Below are 20,300 nucleotides of genomic sequence, written 5' to 3' on the forward strand. Positions count from 1 at the left end.
TAAAAGAAAAATATTTCCAATCCAATCAAAATCAATATAACGCCACCTAGGATTTCCGCCTTATTGGAAAGAATCGTTCCGCATTTTTTCCCTATGCCGATGGCAAGGTAACAAAGAAGCAGGGTTTCCCCTCCGATAATCAGAGAAACCAACAGTGCCTTCGTCAGAGTATAGCTTGCGATAGTAAAGCCAACAGAAAGAGCATCGATAGAGGTGGCGATTCCCTGAAGCAGTAAATCCTTCTTTGTCAGAATGGATTCCGCCTCTTCCTCCTTTTTCTGAATACCGGCAAGCAGCATTTTCCCACCGATATAGAGTAGAAGTCCTAAAGAAATCCAGGGAATCAAACTTTCCAGCTTCTGAAAATACTGCAACAAACAATGTACCATAATCCAGCCCAAAAGTGGCATCAAAAACTGGAAGAAGCCGTATACTCCTGCAATACACCACCTCTTCTTTTCCTGCATTCCTTTTTCCGCCAGGCCGTTGGCCATGGAAACCGTTACCGCATCCATAGCAAGGCCTGCTCCCAATAAAAAACTATTGATAATAAACTTCATAACGCTCCTGACTTTTGATTTCTGATTCTAAGCCCAAGTCGAATCCTGTTCCTGTGATTCTTCTACACTACTCCTACACAACGAAAACTCCCGCACTTCAGCGCTAACCCGCAGGAAAAATGAGAACCCCCGTGATACATTAGCGGTACTTTCTAAAAAACAAAAAGGTATAACGATTGCTCGCTATACCTTAAAAATCCTATGACAGACTCCATGTATAGCTTGCGTTATACATGAGTCTCGCATTTTAAAACAAGCCAGGCTTCCCGCCAGTATGTTGACTTGTTGCGCTTTCGCGTATGCTACTCCCTCACTGCTCTTAAGGAGTTTCCCATAAAAGCACGAGGTTAGTCAATTCTAACAGCATTTCAGACTGTTCTTCTTCCGATACAGTAAATCGAGTCTTGGCATGGCAAGACATTTTCCGAAACTTTATCCAAGAGCTGTTCTTTCCGAATGTCAAGCCGGAACGGTTTATTCAAAGGCAAAAACATTCAGCCCGGTCTGCCCCTTTAAATCTTCCTGTCTTCCCACCTTGCCGGGAAGGGTATGCAGGAAGATTTCTCCCGTTCCGGAGATTCTGCATTTTTTCAAATGTCCTCCAATGCCACGAAGCTCTTCATCACAGGCATTGGCATGGATGTGCAAATAGGGCTTTCCGTCCTTTTCCGTTACAGAGCCAAGGAGGGAAGTGATCTCCATTTCCCCGGTAAACTCCTTGGGATAGTATTTCTTCTCGTGCACATTATAAAGTCCCACTTCCATACAATCGGAAGCACCGATACCGGAAATACTTGCCAAGGCAATGCCTTCCTTCTCACAAAGGCTTGTCAGGCATTCCATCACTTCCTCTCCCCTGTCTAAACGTACCACATAGTCCTCTCCGATTTTACGAAACTCCATAGAATCTCCTTTCTCTTCACTCAAACTCAACTTGTCTTTTCGCGTAACGCTGTAAATCGTTTTCCTTTCCAGTATATCACTGTGATTAGTTTTCTTTTTCAGGATAACGCTGTGAACAGTTTTCTTTTACAGTATAACGCTGTGCACGGTTTTTTTCTATCCGCACACAGGAAAAAGCCCGTAATCCCGTAATAGGTTTATTTTGGAAAAAACTTGTTTCTTCGGAAAAATCTCGGCAATTCCAGGCTTCTTCAGAATATCTCGGCGATTGTAGGCTTCTTCGGGAAAATCTTGGCGATTCCAGGCTTCTTCGGGAAAATCTTGGCGATTCCAGGCCTCTTCGGGAAAATCTCGGCGATTCTCTTTCGGAAAAAACAAAGCTATTGTATACTTAGGCAGAATTTTTGAACTAGTTTTGGAATGGTAAAAGCTATTTCTTCCTATGCAGAAGGTTGGAACCGGCAAAGAAAATGGCAAGCCTATCAGACGGATAGAAATTGTACAGAAAATGGCAGGTCTATCCGTAGGAAGAAATCAAAAAAAGGAGAAGAGCAAAAAAATGGATATTATTCAGAAAATCAGCGAGGATTTGTCCTTAAAGAAAAAACAGGTAGAGGCAGCAGTACAGCTTTTGGATGAAGGAAATACCGTCCCCTTTATTGCCCGCTATCGTAAGGAGCTAACCTCCGGTTTAAATGATGAAGAGCTACGAAATCTGGAGGAAAAGCTGCAATATCTTCGGAAGCTGGAGGAGCGAAGAGAAAGTATTCTCCATAGTATTGAGGAGCAGGGAAAATTAACGGAGGAATTGAAAAAGGAAATCCTGGCCGCAGATACCGCCGTTCGTCTGGAGGACCTGTACCTTCCCTATAAGCCAAAGCGGAGAACCAGAGGCATGATTGCCAGAGAAAAGGGGCTGGAAGAACTGGCTAAGGCTCTTCTTCTCCCCTGTGCTAATCTGGAAGCAGAGGCGGAAAAGTATATTTCTCCGGAAAAAGAAGTGCTGACTGCTACCGATGCCTTAAACTACGCCAAGGATATTTTGGCGGAGGACTTCTCCGAGGATGCCCGCTTAAGAGAATGGATTCGAAACAAGAGCCTGAAGGAGGGCTTCATTTGCTCCTCTCTAAAGGAAAAGGAGGAAACGCCGGAAAGTAAGACCTATGAAAATTACTTCTCCTACGAGGAAAAAGTTCAGTCTATCCCGGGGCATAGAATTCTTGCCTTAAACCGTGGGGAAAAGGAAAAAATTCTCAGCGTAAAACTCCGTTTTCCTGAAGAAGAAATCCTTCATTATATAGAGGAGCAGGTGCAAGTCAGTAAGAAAGGAAAATGCAGACCTTACCTCGAGGAAGCCATTGCCGACTCCTACAAGCGTCTGATTGCCCCCTCTATTGAGACGGAAATCCGAAACATTTTGACCGAAAAGGCGGAGGACGGGGCCATCCTGGTTTTCTCCGATAACTTAAAGCAGCTTTTGATGCAGGCACCCATTACCGGAAAGGTAGTTTTAGGCTGGGATCCGGGCTTTCGTACCGGCTGTAAAATCGCCGTGGTGGATGCCACCGGAAAGGTACTGGATACCACCGTCATTTATCCCACCCCTCCTAAAAATCAGGTGAAGGAATCTATGGCGAAAATCCACCAGCTGATTCAAAAGCACCATGTGGATATTATCGCTTTGGGAAATGGAACCGCCTCCAGAGAATCGGAAAAGGTGATTTCCGACTATTTAAAGGAGCAAAAGAGCCCTGTAAAATATGTGATTGTCAATGAAGCAGGGGCCTCCGTATATTCTGCCAGCAAGCTTGCCACAGAAGAATTCCCAAATTTTGATGTGGGAGAAAGAAGCTCCACCTCCATGGCAAGGCGTTTGCAAGACCCCTTGGCGGAGCTTGTGAAAATTGATCCCAAGTCCATCGGTGTGGGACAATATCAGCATGACATGAACCAAAGTAAGCTTACAGAGCAGTTAAACAAGGTGGTGGAGGACTGTGTAAATAAGGTAGGGGTAGACTTAAACACTGCCTCTGCCTCTCTCCTCTCCTACATTTCCGGAATCAGCAAGACTATTGCCAAAAATATTGTGGCTTTCCGGGAAGAAAACGGTGCCTTCAAGTCTCGAAAAGAGCTTTTAAAGGTGGCCAAGCTAGGACCGAAGGCCTTTGAGCAGAGTGCCGGATTCCTCAGAATCCGTGGGGGAAAAGAGCTTTTGGATATGACCTCCGTGCATCCCGAATCCTACAGCGTAGCGAAGGAAATGCTGGCATTAGCGGGAATTGCGGAGAATGAACTACTCTCCGGAAAAGGCAAGGAAATGGGAAAAATCCTTTCTTCTCTCCCCGGTGGATTAAAGGGCGTAGAGCAGAAACTTTCCGTAGGAGAATATACCTTAAAGGATATTATTGAAGCTTTAGCAAAGCCGGGAAGAGACCCAAGAGAAGATGTTCCCGCCCCCATCCTTCGAGAGGATGTGCTGGAACTGGAAGATTTAAAAGAAGGCATGGTTCTACAGGGAACCGTAAGAAATGTCATTGACTTCGGTGCCTTTGTGGATATCGGGGTGCATCAGGACGGCCTTGTGCATATTTCCGCGCTCTCCAAGAAATTTGTGAAGCATCCTTTGGATGTGGTAAAGCTTGGGGATATAGTGAAGGTGAAGGTCTTGTCTGTGGATGTGGCTAGGAAGAAGATTTCCTTAAGTATGAAGGATGTAGAGTAAGGGGGGACTAATATAAAAGGTACATCTGCGAAAACAGATGTACCCTATCTCCCAAACAAATCGGAGTGCGTCCCCGTCCTTGAAGCTGTGAGGATCAGTTGTGATTTATTTACCGCATAAATAAGTAGCCAATCCGGCAGGATATGACATTCTCGAAACCCGATATAATTTCCGGTTAAAGCATGGTCGTGATAACGCTGATCCAAGGTTTTTTCTTCTAAAAGAGTATTTAGTACCGTTTCAAGCAAAGATAGATCATAGCCTCGTTTTTTTGCAAGTTTCAAATCCTTGCGAAAGGCACCTGTGGTTACAAGCTCTAACATTATTCACCGTCCGTTTCCAGCTCATCCAATAATTCGTGTACCGAGGCATAACGCTTGGCGGGAATTTTTCCTGCCATAATGAGCTTTGCTTCCTCCATCGCCATTTCCGTTTCCAAGTTGAAACGAGGCTGTTTCATTTCAAAAGGAAGTCCTCCCTCCATCAGTGATTTATGAAGAAAAATATTGATGGCATCGGTTACTGTAATTCCAAAGCTTGAAAATAACTGTTCCGCACTCGCTTTTGTTTCCGGATCAATACGGACATTGATATTCGCCGTTTTTGCCATAGTTTTCACCTCCCTGCTTTCTTATAGGGATAATATCACTTTGTGCAAGCAAATACAATACAATGTGAAACTTCTTCATACTCTCGCAAAAAACGAATAGCATGAAGTTTGACAGTCCCTTTTTTATCCCTCTTCCAGCTCTTCCAATGCCAAGGAGCTTTCTTCCCAGATGGCATATTGTTCCTGTAGGGAGGCTTCTGCGGCTTCCTGCTCTTTATGGAGTTCCATAAGTCTGCCTGCATCACTTCCCACCTCTTCCATGGCGGTAGAGAGTTCCGTGATTTTTTCTTCCAAGCGGGCAATTTCTTCCTCTGCCTTTTTCAGGCTGGTCTCCCATTTTCTTTTCTTTGCGGCAAATTCCTTTTGAGACGCCCAATCCTGCTTGGCAGCCTCTTTCTCCTGGGCCTTCTTTAATTCCTCAGGGTCTACCCAAGTGTTTTGTACTGTATCCTTTTGAAGGCTGTCACCGTAGCTTCTGACATCTTCCTTCTTTTCCAGATAATAGTCGTAATTTCCGATATAATTATCAAAACGATTGGAAAAAAGCTCCATGATTCTTGTGGCTGTTTGGTTGATAAAATATCGGTCATGGGAAACATATAAAACCGTTCCCTCATAGTTACGGATAGCTTCTTCCAGAACTTCTTTTCCCTGAATATCCAAGTGGTTGGTAGGCTCGTCCAAAATCAGGAAGTTGGCATCGGAAAGCATAAGCTTTGCCAAGCTCACTCTACCCCTTTCTCCACCGGAAAGGTCCCCAACTTTTTTATATACATCATCTCCTGTAAAAAGAAAGGCCGCCAGTACATTACGAACCCGGGTGTTGTTCATATCAGGATAAGTGTCCTGAATTTCATCAAACAGAGTTTTTTCCATATGAAGAACGGCATGCTCCTGGTCATAGTAGGCAATCTTCACTTTGGAGCCCAGACGAAACTCCCCTTCATCCGCCTGAATCAGGCCATTTAAAATCTTTAAAAGCGTTGTCTTTCCGGTACCGTTATCTCCGATTACTGCTACATGTTCTCCTCTTTGAATGGAAAAAGTCCCATGGGAGAACAGCCTTTTACCATCAAAACTTTTTCCTAAATCTTTCGCAATCAAAACGTCATTTCCGGAGGCTTCCCTTGGCATAAACAAAAGTCGCATCTCGTTCTGTAAATCCTCCGGTTGCTCCAGTCGCTCCACCTTGGACAGAAGCTTTTCTCGAGACTCTGCCCTCTTAATGCTTTTTTCCCGGTTGAACTGCTTTAGCTTTTCGATAACCGCTTCCTGATGTTTGATTTCCGCCTGTTGATTCTCGTAAGCCTTTCTTTCCGCCTCCCGAATCATTTTCTTCTTTTCCGCATAGGCGGTGTAATTTCCCAGATACATCCGGGCCTTTCCCCGTTCCAGGTCAATTACCTTCGTCACGATTTTATCTAAAAAGTATCGGTCATGGGACACCAAAAGAACAGCCCCATCATAGCGCTTTAGGACCTTTTCCAACCACTGAATAGAGCCGATATCCAAGTGGTTTGTCGGCTCGTCCAAAATCAAAAGGTCGGGCTTCTCCATCAGGATTTCTTCCAATCTCTTCTTGGTCTTCTGCCCTCCGGAAAGAGACTCGTATTCTTCATCCTCCTGCTCCATATCCGCATGCTGCTGCGCAAGGTAAGCCATCTTTTTATCTTTGGAAAATGCAATCCCCCCCTCATCTGCCTCCTCAATTCCCAGAATACAGCGGAGTAACGTAGTCTTTCCTGAACCATTGATTCCCACAATGGCCGCCTTTTCCTTTTCCTCAAGATGAAAAGATACTTCCTTTAATACTGATTGTCCTACATAGGATTTACTTAAATTAGAGATATTTAAAATCATAGGATTTAGTATACTGGATTCCCTGACTTTCGGCTATGGTTTTTTTCCTCCTGTTTTCAATAAAAAAGAGCGAAAGATTTTACTCTCCCTCCACGCTTTGCACCAAATACTATATTATTTTTGGTGCATTATTTAATTTCGTGAATTTCTTTTTCCAGTTCAAGCACTGAATTCATCAGTTCTTCAAAACTCGGATACTCGCCAAAGAACATCTCAGTCATATTTTTATAATCTTCTTTAATATCCCTTAGGCGATACTCATCAGGCATAAGTCTGATTGTTTCGGTTGTGGCTTCTTCATATTTTGCCCATTTTCTCGGATAAAATTTCTGTTTAAACTGAACAACTTTTTCAAGGAGCTCATGGCTCTTAAAAGCGCTGTCTTTATACCTCGAATTTGCAATACAAACTAAATCATAATAGTGTCTTGCATATCTTTTCGGTATTGCAAGCTCTTCAGGTCTGTTTGCTTCATGATGAAGGATAGTCGCTTTCTCCCAGAATGTTCTTTCAGGAAGAACGGTTTTTACTTCTATGAAATCCCCCTCAAAGAGCATAGGATATATTTTTTGTATATCAGGCACAATATGAACTGCTTCCGATGGTGTCCATGCTGCCAGTGTTCCAATCTCAAGTCTTACTACTTGTGTTACATACGAAGACTTAAATACTTTCGGATATTCAAACAATACTGTCTGCAGATCGCTTTCATCTATTCTTATATGAAATTCCTCATTAAGCATATCTCTAAAATCACTTTCTAACTGAGGAAGAAATTCAATTTTTAGAAAGTCTTCTGTCTTTTGATTGGAGTCTTTATTAAATTTATCTTGATTTGTGTTGGAGCGTTCTTGCCACGGTTCATCAAAGCTATACCCTATTACTCTCCAATCAAGTATTAAGTCAATATCTTCAGAAAATCTGTGAATTAAATTAAAGCACTTTGAAAGGCTTGTGCCACCCTTAAAAGTAAAAGCCTCTTTCCACTTACACTTTGAGAAGAGATAATTCAAAACAAAGCATACCCAATAATCTTTTTCAAGAATTACCTCATTTACACCTATTTTCAAGGAAGCATTTTTGATAACTTGCTCCAATTCATTTTTTGACATCTTTTTGTATTCAAACATTTCTACACCTTTGAAATTTTCTTAATAACGCCGTATACCCAGGCACTTGTGGTTTTACTATCCGCAAGTAGTTCCGATTTTTCTTTTTCGGATAATTTTTCTCGTAGATAATCAATCTGCTTTGAAGTGATTTTATCTTTTCCGATTGCCTTAATAGATTGTATAACCATTGCAGTAAGTGTTGACATTTTGGAAACATCTCCATTATTTCTACGCTTAAATTCGATTGTTGCATTACCGAAACTGAAACTGACATATCTTCCGTCTGAGATGTATGTCCACTTTGCCGGGACTTGCGTAGACAAGCCTAATAAATTTAAAGCCGTATTGCCCGATGGAGCAATCGTCCAATTATATTTTCTGGCAATTGCATTCGCAACTTCATTCACGGACGGTGCTTCATACTCTCCAATCAGTTCTATATATTTTGGCTTATAGTAGATGCCTTTCATAATACGGATGATCACTTTATCTTCTACCAGACGATTTAATGTACTGCGAACTGTTTCATATCCTGCAATATCAAAAAAATCATTGGCGATGAAAACCTGATTGGAGTCAAAATTTTCTATCCTACTTAATATTTTTTGCTTATAATTCACTTGATATGCCACCTCCTTTGCACCAAATATTGTATAATATTTGGTGCAAAGGGTCAATGGTAGTAAATCTCCTCGGTATGTTCTAAAAATGGCTGCTTTTGCATGTTTTCACCTCTATGAATTTGCTACACACTGTGTCGCATTTTAAATATCTTGCGAAAGGATTTCCAAATGTACGAGAACTTCAACATCATCTCTCCCAAGGACTATGCAACTCCAATCCATCCATATCCCTGAACTGCCATATCCACAAAATGGTTCATGAGAAGGGATACCTTAGAATCAAAGGATACTTTATCATAGCTTTCAGGCAGATCATCATTCAGAGATAGCTCCACCTCATGTTTCAACTTGGCACGTGGCTGTTCATCTTTGTACCAATCTACTACTAGAAGGCTACTGCGATTATCCACTAATTTCTTATAAAGATTCTTAGCAGATAGTTTTACTTTTTGCTCCTCAGCTTGTGTTAGTTTCTTTCCTGCAATCAGCAAATCATAGATTTCCATCTCTTCTTCTGTAAGACCTTCTGTATTTGCACGATTATCTTCCTGACGAAGATCTTCAAGAAGTTTTACAAGTTGCTCGTAATAATCCTCGTTTTCAGTTCCACCTGCATTATAGGAGTCAATAATACGCTTGAATCTTTCTGAAAATTTTGTTCTCGTACAGTTTTTATTAAGCATCTGTTCCAAGGCTTGCTCAATAAACGCCTTCAAATCGTTGATTTCAATAGCCTTATACTTGGCAACTTTGATTTCTTTTCGTAGCTGTTCCACATCGACCTTAGAAAGATCAATTGCTTTTGTACCTTTAATCAAATACTGTGGTTCATCACGAACATAGCTGATGACAAATTCCCGGCTTGCGGTCACGCTACCATCAAGTACCTGATTCATTCTCTGTCTGGCACGAGCGACTTTTTCATCATCAATAGCGTGATAAAAAAGACCATGCAGATACACAAGCGGTGCAAACTTATCGTTGCTCCAATTCTTCTCAAAGATTTCCGGCTTTGATGCTTCATAAAGATTCGTCAAAGCATTGAGGATAACCTTGAATTTCTCTTTATTATCATCTTTGGCAACGATAGTGTCATAAGCACTTCTTAATGCATCCAGTTTATCCAGTATATTAGAATCAGCAATTATCTTTTCTAGGTCGATGCTCATTGACCTTAGGAAGGAATCCGCCTCTTCAATAGTACCGTCAATATAGCCTATTAGCTGGTCAATATCCTTTGCAGGGAATTCTGTTCCGTCATTGCCGGTGGCATATTCTGTTAATGCCTTCTTCATGTATTTAAACACGTTGACATAATCAACAATGATTCCGGCAGTTTTTCCCGGATACACTCTGTTGGCACGAGCAATCGCCTGCATTAGGGTATGACCTTTCATCGGCTTGTCCAAGTAGAGTGTAGAAAGATTCTTGACATCAAATCCTGTCAGCCACATCGCACACACGAATACGAGCTGCAACGAATCATTAGGATCTTTGAATCTATCCTCAATATCTCTACCGTCCGGTGTGATTTCTTTCATCTTTGCACGATGCTCAGATATCCGTAAGCCCTGCTTTGCAAACTTGGCTTCTTCATCATTTTCCTCTGAGATGATAACAGCCATTTCAACATTATTCATATAAGCAAGAATGCGAGTGAGCCGATCACGTTCTTCCTTAGTAGAAGCAGTATTTCGCTCTTTCATGATGTTCTGCTTTTCTATAGCCCAGTAATGCTGAACCTTATCATACATTTTGACAGCAGTATATTTATCGACAGATATAACCATACCTTTTCCCAGGAATCCACGTCTTGGGAAGTGATAGGCAATATCCTGTGCAACCTTATCCAGTCTGTCATCACGCTTGATGACCTCTAAAATACGAGAAGATGCGTTTTCTAACAGACGTGTTTCATCCTCGTTTAAATTTTCTTCTTCGATAATGTCCACAATGTCATCGTCAAGGAAATCATTCTCAAGTCCAACTTCCGGAACTCGTCTGGAATAGAATAAAGGTACTGTAGAGCCGTCTTCAACAGACTGTGCAAAATTATACTCTGATACATAATCTCCAAACCACTGATTTGTAAGGCGTTTTGTACCAAGGAGTGGCGTTCCGGTAAATGCAACAAAATTAGCATTCGGAAGTGCAGTTCTCATGTTCTCTGCCAAGTCCTTATACTGTGTTCTGTGTGCTTCATCAACAAGGACAATAATATCGTCACGAGTAGAAAGAATCGGATATTTCTTTGTTTTGTCGTATCTGAACTTATGAATCAAAGTAAAGATAAAAGCCTTATTGGTAGTTAGAAAATCTCTTAACTGCTTACTATCCTTAGGCTGGCATTCTTCTTTAGAACCAATAACCTCAGTACGTACGAAGTTCTTATGAATCTGAGTATCCAAATCCTCACGGTCTGTAATAACGAGGAACGAGAAATTACCTTGAATCTTACGCTTCACTTTACGGGCAAACATAACCATAGAATAGGATTTGCCTGAGCCCTGTGTATGCCAGAAAACACCAAGCTTACCATTAAGCTCTTTTCTGTTCTCGACGGATTCCATTAGGTTATTTACACCTAAGTACTGGTGGTTCTTAGCGATAATCTTTATTCTCTGATTTTCAAAGAGAATAAAGTTTTCAATATAGTCAATCAATCTATCTTTGTTAAGAAGACCATCAACAAAATATCTGACTGAGCTATCCTTTACACTATCTGCTGAGAGAATAGCTTCTCGATCCAGTTTTTCCTTTTCACTGTCAATCTTGAGCCATTCAAAGAAATAGTCATAGCTTGCATTAAATGCACCAAGCTTCGTCTCCAAACCATTTGAAAGCACACAAATCTGATTAAATGCAAAGAGATTCGGAATATCTCGCATGTAATCTTTCAGATTCTTGTTGTAGGCTTCTTCAAGCTTAACAATGCTATTTTTCAGTTCGATAAACACAAGGGGCATACCATTGATGAAGATAAGGATATCCGGTCTTCTGTAGTAGACCTTCCCCTGTATCCACATCTGCGATACTGCTGTGAAAGTATTGTTCTCCGGATGCTCAAAATCGATAAGCTTAACAAAATCAAAGTCCTCTTTTCCGTTTCTACGAACTGTGATTTTTATATTATTACGAATTTGCCTGTATAATTTGTAATTAGTATCTACAACGTCCGTTCCTGAATAATCTTGCCTTAATGTCTTTACTATCTCTTTAATTTTATCTTCTTCGATAGTTAGATTAATACGCTTAAGAGAAGACAACATAACATCAGGAAGAACACATTCCTTCTTTGAAGTTCTTCCTGTGCCATCATTCAAATCATCACGCTTGCTTGGATCAGCATCACAAATGAGGATATCATATTTAAATGGTTCAGCTTTTAATTTTGTAAGTATAGCCTGTTCTATATCATCTTCAGATATAAAATTACGCATGTAAAGACCGCCTTACACTTCAATTTTTCCGCTCATTAAGCGCGGTAAAAGCATATCTCGTTGCTTTGCAAGTAATTGATTGTGCTGTTTCAGTATTTTGATTTCATCATAATACGGTTTAACAAAATCATTATATTTGTTTATTAATTCCTCTGTCGGAATTAAGACACAGAGCTTATTGATGTTTTTAGGATATACATGTGGTTGTGCCGCTCCACATTGCAAATTACTAATAACTGGTTGGATATATTTAAGCGTATTATATACAAACCAAATTGTTGCATCACCCTGATAGTAGGAACAATCTGCAGCCCAAATATCCCGCAAATGATATTGAAGATATCCTGCGTTAGCTCCCGAAGCACTGATTGTAAGGCTTTCACCACATACATTCGCTTCATTATGGTATCCAGAAGGTTGTAATCCTGCTGAAATCACAGTAATATCTCCTTTGAGCATCTTTTCGGCAGTAATATTTTTTCCTCTCACAAAGCTCCCAATATTTCCTAACTCATCATATTTGAAGATAGAAGGTACCAAATGCTTTTTCTCTTCTGTGCCAACTTGCCAACCTCTAGGTTTCTTCTCCTCAACCTCAATATCCTCATATCCCGGAAAGCGAAATCTTACAAACCATTCTTTATATAGATTCTCTGCCATTTGCTCCAATAACTTGATACGCTTGTTGTTGTTTTCAATTAACTTGTCATATTGGAAAAGCGCATTTGCAATGGTATTTTGATACTCTATGTTCGGTAACGGAACTTTTATTCTTACTAATTCTGTTCCTCGTATCCCAGCTTGTGCACACTGATTTACGATAGTTTTCACTGGGTTATATGACAGTTGAAATAAATAGTAATAATACAATGGATTAGCTCTAGTTTCATCCAATCTTACACGAATTAAGTGCGATTCAAAAGTTGTTTTTTCAGCTAAATTATTAACAACAGAACATTTCCCAGCACCGGTTGCAACTAGTGATTGTCTAGCAAATAATAAATCGCCCTTTTCAAGAAGAAATTTTTTTTTCTCTCGTTCATTCATTTGAACTCTTTCCATATACATATCATTAATAATATCATTAGAAAATAGCTCTCCCATATTTACCATCTTGTAGCCTTCACCACGAACAGCGCTTGGTCTAGATAGACCATTGCACGATGGTATTTTGTATAATTCTCCAAATCTTACATATTCCATATCACTCACCCAACAATCCTTTCAGATTTTTTGCGATGAGTTCTTCAAGTTTCTTTGCCTCAGCACTTAATGAAGTGAACTCGGCATTCAAGGATAACATTTCTTCCTTAAACTCTTCCTCGGTTAATCCATCGTCTTCAATAACCACACCAACATAACGTCCTGCGTTGAGGGAGTAGTCCTGTTCAATAATTCCGTCTTCACCATCCATTAGCGCCGCCTTACAAAGACCGATAATATCAGCATATACACCGTTCGGGAATCTTTCCGTCAACCAGTCAATCTGTGACTGCCAATATGCTTTTGTAAGAACTTCTTTGTCATCAGAAGTTTCCGGTGCATTAGCAAGCTCAGTTTTATACTCATCAATCAAATCAACAAGAGCCTGTGTATCTCCGTGATAAAGCTTTGTGATAACGCCAAGATTCTTAATCTGCTCATCAGAGAACTTTCTGTGAGCACGGTCAATCTGTGTAAATACATTTCTTGCATCAATAAATAAGATTTCATTTTTCTTCTCAGTGTTTGGCTTCTGTTTATCGAAGAACCAAAGTGTTGCAGGAAGAGTTACCGATGAGAACATATTAGAAGGAAGGGTCACCATCTGAGAGATGATGCCTTCTTCAATCATTTTCTTTCTAATATCATATTCTGAACCGGATGCATCAGATGCAGAGTTAGCCATAACAAGTGCTGCTTTACCATTTTCGTTTAAGGCGGTAGCAAAGTAGCCAATCCACAAATAGTTTGCGTTAGGTACAGTTTCTTTCTTATCAGATTTTTTCTTTGTTGAATTACTCTTATTTCGTGGTACGCCATACGTATTAAAACGTGCATCGTCAGAAACCTTCTCAACCACAACCTCATCTACATTAAAAGGCGGATTCGCCATTACATAATCGAATTGTCCGAATGCATTATATGGATCAGAATAAAACGAGTTAGCTTGTGTAATGTCACCACGTACATTATTAAGAAGAAGGTTCATCTTAGCGAGTTTTACAGTGTCCGGTTCTTTCTCAACACCATAGCAACGGAACTTCATTTGCTCGCTTTCACTGGCGTTATGATTATGCATGTATCGTGCGGCCTGAACAAACATCCCTCCAGAACCACAGGCCGGATCTAAGAACTTCTTTTCACCCGGCTGAGGATCTAATACCTCTACCATATATCTAACAACTGTTGCAGGGGTATAGAATGTTCCTCCATCCTTACCTTCCGCAAGTGCGAAGTTCCCTAAGAAATATTCATAGATTTCACCAAAAATATCAATAGTGCTATTTTCAGGAATATCCTTAAAAATACGCACGATATTAGAAAGAAGTTCCGGTTCTTCTTCCGGTACTAACTGTGCGTAAACTTCTTTTGGAAGTACACCATCTATTTTAGGATTCTCATCTTCAATGGCTTCCATAGCTTTCTTTACAAGAGTAGCCTTGTTTGCATCGTCCGGTGCATTGTTAATGAAGTCATAGTAAGCACATTCAGGTAGATAGAAGCCACATTTCTCGATGGAAATCTCTTTCATGGATTTTTCCATACGTCCACCTTTAAGACGATTGTATTCTTCTTCAATTTCTTCTTTATGTTGTTTATATAAGATGTCGGCATATCTCAGAAAGATAAGTCCTAGAATAGGCTGACCATATTTATTTGCTGCTAAATGTGCACTTGCACGAAGAACATCGGCAGAGTGCCATAGAGTGTCTTTTAATTCTTTTAGTTCCTTGTCCGTCATGGCATTAAAACTCCTTAACTTTTTATCAGGAATAATTTCTGCTATATCATCAAAAGTACATCCAAGTGCTGAACATATTTTTACTAAAGACTCCACACGGATATCTTCATTTTTTCCCATATGCGCCATTGCATTTGTTGTGATTTTTTGATTTCTGAATCAACTCTGTTTTACTCATATCCAAGTCAATGAGCATCTTCCAAAGTTTCTTATAGCTTACGTGCATTTCAGTCCTCCAAATTGCCATTATCTTAGCAATAATATCCAAAAATAGTATATTGTTAATTAGTCTATTTTTCAATGTTGAATTGAAGTTCTCAATCCAACAAGAGCGAGGATTTTCAATATAATAACGAAAGGATGAGGCCTCATATTAAGGTCTCATCCCTCATTGCCTTGTACCATAACGTCAAGACCCACAATGCTCTCTCTAAGAAATACGGCGTATCCCTCTCTGCACTTGGCAAATGATTCGCCTCCACTCTGAAATCAAAACAGAAGTTGGCGACATCATAACCGCCAAGCAGATTAAAGAACAGCAAAAGTGTAACGTTCAAGCGGAAAAGGATATCCGTTTGACAACGCCTGTTGTGAATTTTTCTTGACTATGGTTCAGTAGCAAAAAAAGAGAATCCTATGATTCTCTTTTTTGGATTTCTAGAATATACTTTAAATATTCTTACTATATTCTTCTTAGAACATACAAACTATTAAAAAGAAGCGATATGGATAGTAGGAAAATTGCCAGGTAATATAGAATGGAATGGTCTCTGGTTAACATGAGTGCTAGCAAAGATGCTAATTGAAAAGGAATTATTTCTCTATACTGAGAGCGTGAGAAATGCCTATTTTTCTTCTTTCCCATAGCATCCTCCTTTCTTACAAATACTTATAATTTATTGTGCTATCACCAGTATATTCTCTTCATCTAATTAATCAACTATTTTCCGCTGGTTTTTATTTTGAACAAGGGAATTCTGAGAAATTCTTGTCAATATTCCACAAATGCTTTAGAATATAGAGGACTTTACTGGGAGGTGAAGTTACACTTAGTCTATTTATCATTAAAAAGGAGGAACCATTATGGCACACGTAGTTAGTGATGAGTGCGTAAGCTGTGGAGCATGTGCAGCAGTATGTCCAGTAGAGGCAATTTCTGAGGGCCCAACAAAGTATGTTGTAGATCCAGATACTTGCATCGATTGTGGCGCTTGCGAAGAGCCATGCCCAACCGGAGCAATCGCAGCTGAATAATCAAGATGTCTTGCGTATCGCAGGGCAGTTATTATGAATAAGAGTTCAAAAAAAGTTGCTCCTTCGAGCAACTTTTTTCTTTTCTCAAAGACCTTCCAAGAGCTTTTTCGCTTTAAAAAATCTCTATATACATTTCGATATTTCTCATGCTTACTTATTTAAAGCAAAGTATCACGCATTATTCAAAGACTAAGCTTATATCTGCCCCATCCATCTAGGCACTTTCATGGAGCCTACGAGCAATAATCTTTCCCATCTTCTTATAGAACTGTACTTTTTTCTTTCTTCTCTTCTTTTCTTCCTCAATCTGCCATAAAAAGAACAGAGAAGCTACAACGGCAAAATACGCCATCCATCTTACCTGAGGAAGGATAGACAGCATTCCCACCAGACCGAATCCCAGCATACAAGCAACAAATATCTCAAAGGTTTTTAACGTAATCTTCATCATTTTCTCCTCCTCGCTTCCTTTCGGATTAGCTTTTCCATATTATAAAACAGTACATTTGTTTTGTAAATAGATATTCTCGAATAAATGTTTGTTTTTATTTTTGTTCTATATTCTTCGAATACGCTACTACGAAATTTAGGATAACAAAAAAGGAGTCCGAAAAAACGGACTCCTAATTGGCTTTGCTTCTACTTCTGATGTTTATTCTGTTTTGTCTGATAACCCTATATTACAGAATACTTACGTTACAGAATACTTATATTCATGAGTACTTATATTCAAGAATACTTTTATCTCTGCTTCTCCTCTATCTTCTATAATGTATAGGATCTTTTCCCGGCTTATAGCACGAAGGGTCTTCTGTAGAAAGGCATTCTATCCTTTACAGCGTCTTCCGCCTTCTTATTCTGATAAGACATTACCGCCAGAGGCGTATTTCCGCCAAAATCTCTTCCCAATACGGAAATGTTGGAGAAGCTTGGCTGAATACTGCCTACATGACTAACGATGCAAACATTAAACTCCTTATCATTTTGACGAGCTCCCACCAAGTATGCAGCCATAACATTCTGGTCATCCCGCATATACTCTGCCAGAGCCTCTTCCAATTCCTTGGTGTCTCCCACCGGGTCGGAAAACTCAATAGCATCGGAAACCTGCACCGGATCCTGTCCCATCAAATGCGCTTGATTCTGGTGGAAGCAATTTACGATAAACTGACGCCACAGGATAAAGTTTTCGGTATTCATATTAATCACAAAGCCGGAGATTCGGGGATCCCCCAAAGCCATGGAAGCTACCTGGTGGAAGCTTAAAACAGCATGGGTTTCCAGTCCCTTAGTCCAATGCTTTGCCTTTTCTTGTGAAGTAAACAAAACATAAAAATGATTATGATCCTTATCCTCTACTACGGCAAAAGCAGGCTTTCTTTCCTGTCCCTCTCCAACAGTTCGCATAGGAACATAAAATTCTGTATGATGATTCAACGCATCCATCAAACGGTCTTCCCACTGCTGATTAGGCTCAGCCTGTAAACCGTGTATCGCCATTAGCAGGCGGGCATTCTTCTTTTCTCTATAATCACTCATGGAAATAGACCTCCTTTTCCTTTGCCATTTTAACATAGAGGCCTAAACTGCACAAGTTTTGTAAAAAATCCTAATACCCGGATTATGACAAAAACACATTACTCTGACCATGGCAAAAATTACATTCCCCTGACCATGGCAAAAATCGTAACACCATAATAGAACTTTCATTAAAGAGAAGAATGATAATGAAGGTCTATCTCCACAGCAGGAGACAGACTTTGATACAAAATATTCTTTTTCAAAGCTTCCTTACACCGTTCTATTGCCTCTTCCTCTTCCAAAAAGCTATAGAAATACAGGTCAATGGTAATTTTAGAGATTCTCGGGCTTTCTTCGTATCCTTTTACTCCTAAGTAGGATAGAGGGTGGTCTAAAACCACCCTCGCCTTTGCTTCCACATCCTCCAGAGGATTCCCTTCCTTCTTCATAAAACTGCAAATACCATGAAGAATTCCGGAAAGCAGGCCTGCACAGAAAAGGTTCACAGAGGTATCCGTATCTTTTTTGCTGTCAAACTCCATTTCCTTAGAAGAATCTATACAATAGTTTTGCATATAAACCTGAACCTGCCCATCCTGCCTTACTATACCGCGATAGCGTAAGTCCTGATGGTGCATTTCATATTCGTGGCTTTCCACAAGCTTCCTCCTAATACTTTTTCCGTAAAAATTCCTGGGCTCTGTGCAACTCCTTTAATTTGGCCTCAATACAGGGAAATTCATTTACAGGGCGATTGGCAAAGGTAGCAAAGCCGCAGTCCGGATTCAACCATACTCTTTCCTTTGGCAGATATTGCAATGCCTCCTCCGCCCGTTGTACTATGCTTTCTCCGGATTCTACTACATCAATTCTTGGATTGATCACTCCTAAGCCCAAAATACAATTTTCCCGAATTGCAGCATTTTCCAAAAGGGAAGATAAGTCTCCCGCCCTCTTAGTGGAGTATTCCAAGGCCAAAACCGAAGGAAGTACCTTGGCAAATAAAGGAACCAAAGGTGTGTAGGAGCCTGTTAAAAGAATTCCCTCATTCTTACTCCAGTTCCCTCTGCAAACATGAAGAACGCTGCAAAGTTCCTTTTCCTTCATAAAATCCACCACCTCCTTTAATAAAGAAGTGGCAAATTCCAATTCCTCTGTAGGATCTTTCTTCTCTGACAAGGCGGCACACATAAAGGATCTGGTTTTCCCCTTGCTAAAGACTACCTCTGTAAGCACCGGCTCGTCCAGCTGAATCACCGATACCCCCATTTGCCTAAGCTCTTCAATTTCTTCTTTTAACAGAGCCACTACATCTTTTCCCAACTCCTCTTTGCTGTCATAGACCTTGGAAGAAAGGGCCGGAAGCCACATGGAACGGGTCATCAGGTAAGGGCCGGGAAGAGTCGCCTTGATCTCCTTATCCGAAAACTGCCGGATTCTAAGGATCTCTTCCTTTAAAAGACTTTCTTTCCTTTTGATTTTCCCGGTACAAATGGCATTTTTGATACTAACTGCCGGCACATCCAGGGTATCCAGAATTTCTTCAAAGCCCTGCTTATCCTCCATGTAAGGCAGCATGTCCGCCATGCTCATCATGGTAGCACCTTCCAGCTTTTCCGCCACAAAGGAAACGTAATTGTCCCGGCTCAACTCTCCCCCGGTAAGAATGTCTACTCCGTTTCTTTCCTGCAAACGAATCACTTCTTCCGTTTCTCTGAGAAGTATGGCCTCATAATCCTCTTGGGAAAGCTGTCCGTTTTGCAGGCGACGTTTTCCCGAAAGTAATTCCTTAGTTCTTGGCATACTCCCAATTAGGGAGCTGGTAAAGGGGAGAAAGTTCTTACTCATGCATTCTCCTTCTCAAAAAAATGCAGGTACTCATTAGCCTTCTTAATCTGCTCAAAATTCTTGGTTCTTCCCGGTACCCAAGCCTTCAAACCTTCCATGTCCATCATCTCCTTATGGGCAGGATTCTTGTAATCCATTTTATGCAGAACCTCTGTAAAATGGGCAAAGGCTTCTTTAGAAAAATCTGCTCTTCCGGTAAAAATACAATGATCAAAGAAATCTGTCTCGGATAAAATCTGCACCTGAGATTCATCTAAGGTTCCGTCTAAAATCCAAGCCTTGTAGTTTAAATCCAGCATCCAGCTTCCGTCTACTTCACCGGAAAGCATAGCCTTTGCCGCATCCAGCTCTCCTCCCACATGGTCTCCATGGAGGCCAAGACCGATATCAAAGCGCTTTTCCGTATAGTCCTTTTCAAACTCCAAGCCATTCTTATGCAAATGATAAATGGGAATCAAACGCGCCTGAGGAGAGTCATAGGCGCCAAATCCGATAGTCTTTCCCTTGATATCCGAAATAGTCTGATAGCCCTTGTCCTTTCTTACCACCAGGTAGCTTTTACGATCCTGATCCGTATCACGCATGGAGCCATTTAAACATTCTCCCTTGCTACGTAAATAACTGTCCAGCCAGGCCAAAGGAGAGTTCCAGGCAATATCAATTTCCCCACTCATCAGTCCGTCCACCTGACTCTTATAATCCTTATAAAAAACCGGTTCAATAGGACAATTTTCCTTCTCGAAAAACTCCTGAATAATTCCCCAAATAACAGTTACCTTTGGCGCATAAATGACTGCCCCTAACTTTATCTTTTCCATTTTATCCTCTTTTCTTTATATCATCCCGCAAAATCACTACCACCCGTCAAACGGGTGGTTTGCTCGGGGCTATAAGCCCCTGCTA

17 protein-coding genes are annotated in these 20,300 nt (G+C 40.6%); 2 read left to right on the forward strand and 15 right to left on the reverse strand.

The genetic code is table 11. From position 1 onward, the window contains the following. On the reverse strand, positions 1-560 hold a 560-nt coding region (locus RYL27_RS05925; RefSeq protein ID WP_314965921.1), incomplete at its 3' end, for a manganese efflux pump MntP. 474 nt (positions 561-1,034) lie between these two features. Next, positions 1,035-1,463, reverse strand: coding sequence for a PPC domain-containing DNA-binding protein (locus RYL27_RS05930; protein ID WP_183682729.1), 429 nt, complete (start codon positions 1,461-1,463; stop codon positions 1,035-1,037). 559 nt (positions 1,464-2,022) lie between these two features. Here RYL27_RS05930 and RYL27_RS05935 point away from each other — a divergent pair. After that, positions 2,023-4,185, forward strand: coding sequence for a Tex family protein (locus RYL27_RS05935; protein WP_314965922.1), 2,163 nt, complete (start codon positions 2,023-2,025; stop codon positions 4,183-4,185). Positions 4,186-4,229: 44 nt separating this feature from the next. On the opposite strand, the gene RYL27_RS05940 is transcribed toward RYL27_RS05935, so the two are convergent. The 8 genes from RYL27_RS05940 to RYL27_RS05975 form a co-directional block, all read right to left on the reverse strand. Then, positions 4,230-4,508: a type II toxin-antitoxin system YafQ family toxin gene (locus tag RYL27_RS05940; protein WP_014262063.1), complete on the reverse strand. Its 279-nt coding sequence runs from the start codon at positions 4,506-4,508 to the stop codon at positions 4,230-4,232. Continuing rightward, positions 4,508-4,795, reverse strand: coding sequence for a type II toxin-antitoxin system RelB/DinJ family antitoxin (locus RYL27_RS05945; RefSeq protein ID WP_014262062.1), 288 nt, complete (start codon positions 4,793-4,795; stop codon positions 4,508-4,510). Before RYL27_RS05945 ends, RYL27_RS05940 begins: the two co-directional genes overlap by 1 nt. A 123-nt stretch (positions 4,796-4,918) precedes the next feature. Next, complete coding sequence (locus RYL27_RS05950) at positions 4,919-6,655, reverse strand: ABC-F family ATP-binding cassette domain-containing protein (protein WP_308579193.1); 1,737 nt, start codon at positions 6,653-6,655, stop codon at positions 4,919-4,921. Positions 6,656-6,783: 128 nt separating this feature from the next. After that, on the reverse strand, positions 6,784-7,785 hold the full coding sequence (locus tag RYL27_RS05955; protein WP_314965925.1) for a nucleotidyl transferase AbiEii/AbiGii toxin family protein: 1,002 nt from the start codon (positions 7,783-7,785) through the stop codon (positions 6,784-6,786). A 2-nt stretch (positions 7,786-7,787) separates the two neighbouring features. After that, entirely contained in the window at positions 7,788-8,387 is a 600-nt protein-coding gene (locus tag RYL27_RS05960) for a DUF6088 family protein (protein ID WP_314965926.1), read from the reverse strand. Positions 8,388-8,593: 206 nt separating this feature from the next. Then, positions 8,594-11,830, reverse strand: coding sequence for a type I restriction endonuclease subunit R (locus RYL27_RS05965; protein ID WP_314965928.1), 3,237 nt, complete (start codon positions 11,828-11,830; stop codon positions 8,594-8,596). Between the two features lie 12 nt (positions 11,831-11,842). After that, on the reverse strand, positions 11,843-13,033 hold the full coding sequence (locus RYL27_RS05970; RefSeq protein WP_314965929.1) for a restriction endonuclease subunit S: 1,191 nt from the start codon (positions 13,031-13,033) through the stop codon (positions 11,843-11,845). Position 13,034: 1 nt separating this feature from the next. Next, the gene (locus tag RYL27_RS05975; RefSeq protein ID WP_314965932.1) at positions 13,035-14,894 is read right to left on the reverse strand and encodes an N-6 DNA methylase; all 1,860 of its coding nucleotides are present in this window, start codon (positions 14,892-14,894) and stop codon (positions 13,035-13,037) included. 963 nt (positions 14,895-15,857) lie between these two features. Here RYL27_RS05975 and RYL27_RS05980 point away from each other — a divergent pair. Next, the gene (locus RYL27_RS05980; protein ID WP_007156965.1) at positions 15,858-16,028 is read left to right on the forward strand and encodes a DUF362 domain-containing protein; all 171 of its coding nucleotides are present in this window, start codon (positions 15,858-15,860) and stop codon (positions 16,026-16,028) included. A gap of 214 nt (positions 16,029-16,242) precedes the next feature. On the opposite strand, the gene RYL27_RS05985 is transcribed toward RYL27_RS05980, so the two are convergent. From RYL27_RS05985 to RYL27_RS06005, 5 genes are all read right to left on the reverse strand, one after another. Beyond that, entirely contained in the window at positions 16,243-16,479 is a 237-nt protein-coding gene (locus RYL27_RS05985; protein WP_183682709.1) for a hypothetical protein, read from the reverse strand. Positions 16,480-16,820: 341 nt separating this feature from the next. Further along, positions 16,821-17,567 carry an enhanced serine sensitivity protein SseB C-terminal domain-containing protein gene (locus RYL27_RS05990; RefSeq protein WP_183682706.1) on the reverse strand — a complete coding sequence of 249 codons (747 nt, stop codon included), beginning with the start codon at positions 17,565-17,567 and terminating at the stop codon, positions 16,821-16,823. A gap of 170 nt (positions 17,568-17,737) precedes the next feature. Continuing rightward, positions 17,738-18,208: a hypothetical protein gene (locus RYL27_RS05995; RefSeq protein ID WP_314965934.1), complete on the reverse strand. Its 471-nt coding sequence runs from the start codon at positions 18,206-18,208 to the stop codon at positions 17,738-17,740. A 10-nt stretch (positions 18,209-18,218) separates the two neighbouring features. Then, the gene (locus RYL27_RS06000; RefSeq protein ID WP_314965935.1) at positions 18,219-19,397 is read right to left on the reverse strand and encodes a cobalamin-independent methionine synthase II family protein; all 1,179 of its coding nucleotides are present in this window, start codon (positions 19,395-19,397) and stop codon (positions 18,219-18,221) included. Continuing rightward, the gene (locus tag RYL27_RS06005; protein ID WP_314965937.1) at positions 19,394-20,215 is read right to left on the reverse strand and encodes a phosphate/phosphite/phosphonate ABC transporter substrate-binding protein; all 822 of its coding nucleotides are present in this window, start codon (positions 20,213-20,215) and stop codon (positions 19,394-19,396) included. Before RYL27_RS06005 ends, RYL27_RS06000 begins: the two co-directional genes overlap by 4 nt. Positions 20,216-20,300: the final 85 nt, after the last annotated feature.

The organism is Oribacterium sinus (genome assembly GCF_963537195.1).
Taxonomy (GTDB): domain Bacteria; phylum Bacillota; class Clostridia; order Lachnospirales; family Lachnospiraceae; genus Oribacterium; species Oribacterium sinus_A.